The organism is Halomonas sp., assembly GCF_041689495.1.
Classification (GTDB): domain Bacteria; phylum Pseudomonadota; class Gammaproteobacteria; order Pseudomonadales; family Halomonadaceae; genus Halomonas.
This window is the reverse complement of the sequence record NZ_JBDNGD010000423.1, coordinates 1-6950: the sequence shown is the minus strand read 5'-3', so window position 1 is coordinate 6950 and position 6950 is coordinate 1. Positions and strand designations below refer to the sequence as shown.

General features: G+C 65.9%; 6 protein-coding genes. 3 read left to right on the top strand and 3 right to left on the bottom strand.

The window, feature by feature from the left end; translation table 11 throughout:
* Nucleotides 1-151: 151 nt before the first annotated feature.
* From ACESMD_RS13070 to ACESMD_RS13060, 3 genes are read right to left on the bottom strand one after another with little or no spacing between them, the layout of a single operon-like run.
* Nucleotides 152-1438 carry a four-carbon acid sugar kinase family protein gene (locus tag ACESMD_RS13070; RefSeq protein ID WP_372613841.1) on the bottom strand — a complete coding sequence of 429 codons (1287 nt, stop codon included), beginning with the start codon at nucleotides 1436-1438 and terminating at the stop codon, nucleotides 152-154.
* A complete protein-coding gene (gene pdxA / locus ACESMD_RS13065) occupies nucleotides 1435-2433 on the bottom strand; it encodes a 4-hydroxythreonine-4-phosphate dehydrogenase PdxA (protein ID WP_372613839.1) in 999 nt (332 codons plus the stop codon). Before pdxA ends, ACESMD_RS13070 begins: the two co-directional genes overlap by 4 nt.
* The gene (locus tag ACESMD_RS13060) at nucleotides 2430-3194 is read right to left on the bottom strand and encodes an SDR family NAD(P)-dependent oxidoreductase (RefSeq protein WP_372613837.1); all 765 of its coding nucleotides are present in this window, start codon (nucleotides 3192-3194) and stop codon (nucleotides 2430-2432) included. Before ACESMD_RS13060 ends, pdxA begins: the two co-directional genes overlap by 4 nt.
* Nucleotides 3195-3337: 143 nt before the next feature.
* On the opposite strand from ACESMD_RS13060, the gene ACESMD_RS13055 reads away from it, so the two are divergent.
* The 3 genes from ACESMD_RS13055 to ACESMD_RS13045 form a co-directional block, all read left to right on the top strand.
* Nucleotides 3338-4501: a fumarylacetoacetate hydrolase family protein gene (locus ACESMD_RS13055; protein ID WP_372613835.1), complete on the top strand. Its 1164-nt coding sequence runs from the start codon at nucleotides 3338-3340 to the stop codon at nucleotides 4499-4501.
* 39 nt (nucleotides 4502-4540) lie between these two features.
* Nucleotides 4541-5842 (top strand): L-fuconate dehydratase, encoded by a 1302-nt coding sequence (locus ACESMD_RS13050; protein ID WP_372613833.1) that lies wholly within the window; start codon nucleotides 4541-4543, stop codon nucleotides 5840-5842.
* Nucleotides 5843-6950, top strand: a 1108-nt coding sequence (locus ACESMD_RS13045) for an FAD-binding oxidoreductase (protein ID WP_372613831.1), incomplete at its 3' end; no start/stop codon positions are given.

The following is a 6950-nucleotide window of genomic DNA, read 5'->3' as shown; positions in this document are numbered from 1 at the left end:
GTCTGGTTGTTGTGACAGTGGTCTGGCAGGTGGCCGGATGGATTCTTGCCATCTACTCTTCAAGGTCAAAGCCTTCAAGAACAGACGCTTTAGATCAGTCTCTTGAAGGTCAGTGTCCTCCTGTATACGTATCATACCACCTGCTTCAAAACTAGCGCTTAGTCCCCGACAACGCAACCATGCGTGGGGATAATCCACCGATGCTATCCCTTGCCCTCTCCTTTGCGCCATATCCATTACCATTCTGCCTTGATTCCGTAGGGCCGGTATCAGGCGACCCGAGGCAGGCCTCGAGTTCCACCAGCAGGTTCGGATGGCCAAAGCCGCCTGCCTTGGTCATGACCCATCGCTGGCGATCCCCCTCGAGAAAACCCGTCGCCACACCCGGTGACCATTCGGCATCCACCTGAATAAAGGTCACACCCAGTCGCGACAACACCGCCATGGCGATGTCCCCGCCGGTCAGAAACAGCAGCCCGGGCCCCGGCGGCCATTGCCCGACGGCTGCCTCGACCCGCATCGCCATGGCCTTCGCTACCTCCTCGGCATCGTGTGCCTGGTGAGGCGGCCCACCGGGAATCACCAGGTCGGGCCGGACGGTTGGCGCTGACAAGGAGGTCTCCAGTGCCTCGACGATGGTCAGAGTCGGTTCGGCATGGCTCAGTCGATTCACTTGCGCTACCGCCAGCGGGCTTCGCGAACCCACTGCATAGACACGGGACCTCGTCTCTAAGGGTATCCGAAGGCTGGGCCGCGGCTGTCCGAACAAGTGTCGGGCGATGGCCGCTGCCAGGCCCGCGGCACCGACCATCAGCCAGTCGGCCGCATCGCTCCGGCTGGCCTCTTGGAGGCGGTCAAGGTCGTGGTCGCTTTCCGCATCCGCGACACAGTCCGTTCCGGGTAATCCATCATCCGATCGGGCCGGATAGCGGCTCAGGGGCAACCCATGTCGAGCGAACACCTCATCCAGAGGACCCAGGGGCGGCGCCGACCGCGCGTCCCCGCCATAGGCCGTCGAGGCCAGGGGGACACCCTCCACGCGAACCTCGGCATCACACAGGATGCGCCCCTGGGCAGGCACCGCCGGCGCCAGCAACAGGCGCCTCTCGCAGGCCTCGCGCATCGCCAGGCACTCGGCAACGACCTGGCCGCGCAGGGTCGAATCGATCTTCTTGAACCACACCTCAGGCGATATCCGGGACAGCAAGGCCGTGGCAAGGGTAACCCGTTCGGCGGCGACCGAGGCATCCAGATGCCGCGACTCGGTATTGACCGCGATGACCTCCGGCAACGAGCCGCGCCAGGCGTCCAGCAAGGCCTCGAGGTGCTCCAGGGCCACCACGACCCGAGTGCCGGCACCGCGTCCTGCGAAAGGCGCCGCGGCGTCCAGCGCCCCGGTCAGGTCATCGGCGACGATCGCCACCCGGCAGCGCGTCACGGGGAATCCTTCCTTACCAGGCGATGCGCATAGGCAATCGCCGATCCCAGGTTGGTGGCATCGGCCTTGCCCTGCCAGGCGATGTCGAAGGCGGTACCGTGATCCACCGAGGTCCGCTGGATCGGCAGGCCAAGACTGACGTTCACCGTGGTATCGAAGGCGATCAGCTTGACCGGGATGTGACCCTGGTCATGATATTGCGCCACCACCAGGTCGAATTCCCCCCGCGAAGCACGATAGAAGACCGTGTCGGCGGAGATCGGGCCGCTGACAGCGAAACCGCGCGCCTGCAGCGCCTCGACGGCCGGCGCGATGCAGCGCGTGTCTTCGTCGCCGAAGATGCCACCCTCGCCGCAGTGGGGATTGAGCCCAGCGACCGCAATGCGTGGCGCCTCGATCCCAAGCGAGACGAGGTGTTCGTGCCCGGCCTGCACGGTGGCGATGATCCGCTCCGGGGTCACCCGGTCGATGGCCTCGCGCAACGACACATGGGTCGAGACGTGCAGGGTCGAGAGACTTTCCGAGGCCAGCAGCATGAAGGAGGACGGCGCGCCGGTCAGTGAAGCCAGCATCCCGGTATGGCCATCATAGTGGTGGCCGGCCTCATGCAGTGCCGCCTTGTTGAGGGGGGCGGTGACGATCACCCCGGCGCAACCCGACTGGACCAGATCCACCGCCGCCTCGACGCAGCGAAAGGCCATGTCTCCAGCAGCGGCACTGATGCGCCCCTCGGGAAGCTCGACCCCCTCGGGGAGTTCGACCACCGCCACCACTACGCTGCCGGGCGCCGTTTCCGCTGCATCGAGAGCGACGAATTCCAGGTCGCTTCCAAGCATCCGGGCGGCACGTCGATAGATGGCGGGATCGCCCACCAGCAGTGTCGTGGCCCGGTCTTCAGGCGACATGGCCACCAGGGCCCGGCAGATGATCTCCGGTCCGATGCCCGCCGGGTCCCCCATGGTGATGGCGATGTCGTAGTGGCTGGAATCCCTCATGGCATCAACTGCCCTCCGTTGACCTCGATCACCTGGCCGGTGACGTAGCCGCTCAGGGCATCGGTGGCCAGGAAGAGATAGGCACCGACGCAGTCCTCGGCGCTGCCGAGCCGGCCCTGGGGAATCGTGGCACGCGCTGCTTCCATCTGGGCGTCGTTGGAGTGGCGCTCATGGAAGTCGGTGGCGATCACACCCGGCGCAACGGCGTTGACGCGAACGTTCTCCCCGGCGAGTTCCTTGGCCATGTTGCGGGTCAGGGTAGTGACGAAGCCCTTGGCCGAGGCATAGAGCCCAGCGCCGGGTCCTCCACCGTTGCGCGCGGCAATCGAGCCCGTATGGATGATATTGCCGCGCCCGGCATGCCGGAAGTGGGGCAGTGCCGCACGGCTGGCCATGACCACCGAACGGGCATTGAGGTCCATCACCCGGTCGTAATGCTCATCGTCCATCTCGTCCAGGCTGACGCGCCCCAGCATGTCGCCGGCGTTGTTGATCAGCAGATCCAGGCCGCCCAGCCGGTCGGCCGCCTCATCGACGATACGCATGGCCTCGGCCGACCGGCTGACATCGCCCCTGACGAGGCTGGCCTCGCCGCCGTTCTCGCGAATCGCCCGGCATACCGCCTCGGCCCCTGCTTCACTGGCATGATAATGCACCGCCACCCGGCACCCGAGTCGCCCGAGGCGTGTCGCCACGGCCGCACCGATACCACGGCTGGCACCTGTCACCAGTACTCGCCTACCCTTCAACTCATCGAACATGTCGCTCTCCTGATCGCTGTCGCATCGATGTCATCTGTTGACTATAGTGACGTTGGCATACCTGTCATACATCAATACACCAATAGCACGATCGACGAAGGCTGGCCAGCCGCCCGCCCGCCGTTCCCGCATACGGAGGCACCATGATTCCGCTCTCGCCGACCGACCTTCTTCCCGCCGATCACCACAAGGCCCTGCTGGTGGGGCGTGCCTGGCTGGACTCGCCGCAGCCGGGTCCGGCGCTGATCGCCCTGAGGGGCAACGAGGTCATCGATATCAGCGCCGCCGGCCCGACCATGGCCGATCTTCTGGAGCGGGATGATCTTGCCGAGATCGTGCGCACCAGCGATGGCGCCAGCCTGGGGTCGATCGAGACGCTCCTGGCCAACTCCCTTGCCACGCCGCCCAAGGCCCCCTATCTGCTGGCCCCCTGCGACGTCCAGGCCATCAAGGCCTGCGGGGTGACCTTCGCGGTCAGCCTGATGGAGAGGGTCATCGAGGAGCAGGCCGGTGGGGATCCGGCCCGCACCGTGGCGCTGCGCGAAGACCTCCAGACACTGATCGGCAAGGACCTGTCGCGCATCGTGCCCGGCTCCGACGAGGCCATGGCACTCAAGGAGGCGCTCCAGGCCCGGGGCGGCTGGTCCCAGTACATGGAGGTCGGCATAGGCCCGGACGCCGAGGTCTTCACCAAGGCACAACCCCTCTCGTCGGTGGGCCTGGGCGCCACTGTGGGGCTGCACCCCGCGTCGAAATGGAACAACCCGGAGCCGGAGATCGTGCTGGCGGTCGACAGCCGTGTCCGAGTCAGGGGTGCCACCCTGGGCAATGACGTCAACCTGCGCGACGTGGAAGGCCGCAGCGCCCTGCTGCTGGGCAAGGCCAAGGACAACAATGCCTCCAGTGCCATCGGTCCCTTCATTCGCGTCTTCGATGAGCGGTTCGATATCGACACCCTGCGCCAGTGTCAGGTATCGCTGCGCATCGAAGGGGCCGACGATGACTTCCTGCTCGATGACAGCAGCGACATGTGCGAGATCAGCCGGGACCCGCTGGACCTGGTAGGCCAGACCATCGGCGCCCACCACCAGTATCCCGACGGCTTCATGCTCTACCTCGGCACCATGTTCTCGCCGATTCAGGATCGTGACGGCCCGGGTCAGGGGTTCACCCATCACCCGGGCGACCGCGTGACCATTGCGACTCCATCGCTCGGCGCCCTGGTCAACGAGGTGGGTTACAGCGACAGGCTGCCGCCCTGGACCTTCGGCATCCGCCAGTTGATGCAGCATCTTTCCCGGGGCTGACCCCCAGACTTCCCTATACCTCATCAGGAGGAGATCACCATGACCACCATCACCCGTGTCGAGGTTCAGGACATCCGCTTCCCGACGTCCCGTTCGCTGGACGGCTCGGACGCCATGAACGCCGCGCCGGACTACTCCGCCACCTACGTGATCCTGCATACCGATGGCCAGGGACCAGAGGGACACGGCCTGACCTTCACCATCGGTCGCGGCAACGAGATCGTCGTCACCGCGGTGCGCTCACTGGCATACCTCGTCGAGGGACGCTCGCTGGAGGCGATCACCGCCAACATGGGTGCCTTCTGGCGCGAGATCACTGGCGACAGCCAGCTACGCTGGATCGGACCCGACAAGGGCGCGATTCATCTGGCCACCGCCGCCCTGGTCAACGCCGTCTGGGACCTGTGGGCCAAGCGCGAAGGCAAGCCGGTCTGGAAACTGCTGGCCGACATGGCCCCCGAAGAGCTGGTACGCTGCCTCGACTTCCGCTTCGTCACCGATGCCTTGACGCCCGAAGAAGCCATCGCCCTGCTTCGCAAGCGAGAGCCCGGCAAGGCCGAGCGCGAGGCCGAGATGCGCCGCGACGGCTTTCCCGGCTACACCACCTCGGCGGGCTGGCTCGGCTATACCGACGACAAGGTTCGCCAACTGGCGCGCGACGCCCTGGCCGAGGGCTGGACCCACTTCAAGCAGAAGATCGGCGGCGACCTGGAAGAGGACATTCGTCGTGCCGCCCTGCTGCGCGAGGAGATCGGCTGGGACAATGTCCTGATGATGGATGCCAACCAGGTCTGGGACGTCGACGAGACCGTCGCCAAGATGCGCCGGCTGGCCGAGTTCGACCCCCTGTGGATCGAGGAACCCACCAGCCCCGATGACATCCTCGGCCATGCCGAGATCCGCCATCGTGTGGCACCCATCGGGGTGGCCACCGGCGAGCACTGCCACAACAAGGTAATGTTCAAGCAGTTCCTCCAGGCCGAGGCCATCGACTACTGCCAGATCGATGCGGCCCGCCTCGGTGGGCTCAACGAGGTCATCCTGGTGGTGCTGATGGCCGCCAAGTTCGGGGTGCCCATCTGCCCCCATGCCGGTGGGGTCGGCCTTTGTGAATACGTCCAGCACATCTCGCTGTTCGATTACATCGTCGTCTCAGGCAGCCTCGACGGCCGCGTACTCGAGTACGTCGACCACCTGCATGAGCACTTCGTCGACCCGGTGTCGATTCGCCGCGGCCGTTACCAGGTCCCCGAGGCGCCGGGCTACAGCATCACCATGCACGACGCCTCACTGGCCGATCACCGTTTTCCCGACGGCGCCGCCTGGCAGGAGGATGCCTGAATGAGCGACAACACCTCCCTCCTGGCGATCCTCGAGCCGCGGCTCGGCGAGCGGGCCGTGCTGCGCGATCCCGCGGATCAGGCCCGCTACCTCAGCGACTGGGCCGGCGACCGGCTGGGCATGCCGCTGGCCGTGGTTCGCCCGGCCTCCACCGCCGAGCTCGCCGAGATAGTGACACTCTGCCGTGAACATGGCGTTGCCATGACGCCCCAGGGGGGGCACAGCGGCCTGGTGGCCGGTGCCATGCCCGCCAGCGACGGGCGTGAGCTGGTGATCAGCCTGGAGCGCATGAACCGCATTCGCGACATCGACCCGGTCAACTTCACCATGACGGTGGATGCCGGCTGCATTCTCGAGACCGTCAAGCAGGCCGCCGCCGAGCATGACTGCGATTTCCCCCTATCCCTGGGCGCCCAGGGCAGTTGCCAGATCGGCGGCAACATCGCCACCAATGCCGGCGGGCTCAACGTGCTGCGCCACGGCATGATGCGCCAGCTGGTCCTCGGCCTGGAGGTGGTCCTTCCGGATGGTCGCCTCTGGGACGGCCTGCATGCCCTGCACAAGGACAACCGCGGACTCGACCTCAAGCAGCTGTTTCTCGGCAGCGAGGGGACCCTGGGCATCGTTTCCGGCGCCGTACTCAAGCTGGTCCCGAGGGCCGAACAGAGTCGCACCGCGTTGCTGGGGCTGTCCTCCGTGGAGGCGGTGATCGATCTCTACGTCCTGGCCCGGCGTGGCTGCAGTGACCTGCTCACGGCCTTCGAACTGATCCCGCGTCGCTGCATCGAGCTGGCCATGGAGGCCACCCCGAGCCTGCGCGACCCCATGGACGAGGCCCATCCGTGGTACGTGCTGATGGAAGTCGCCGCCACCGGCCCGGTGGATCTGGGCACCATGCTCGAGCAACTGCTGGAAAAGGGTATGGAGCGCGAGCTGATCCTCGATGGCGTTCTGGCCAGCAGCGAGAGTCAGTCACTGCAGTTGTGGCAATTCCGCGAGAGCATGCTGGAAGGCCAGCGCCTGCGCGGCGAGCATCTGCGAACCGACATCTCGGTGCCGATCTCGGCGATTCCCGCCTTCGTGGCACAGGCCAGTGAGGTGGTGATGG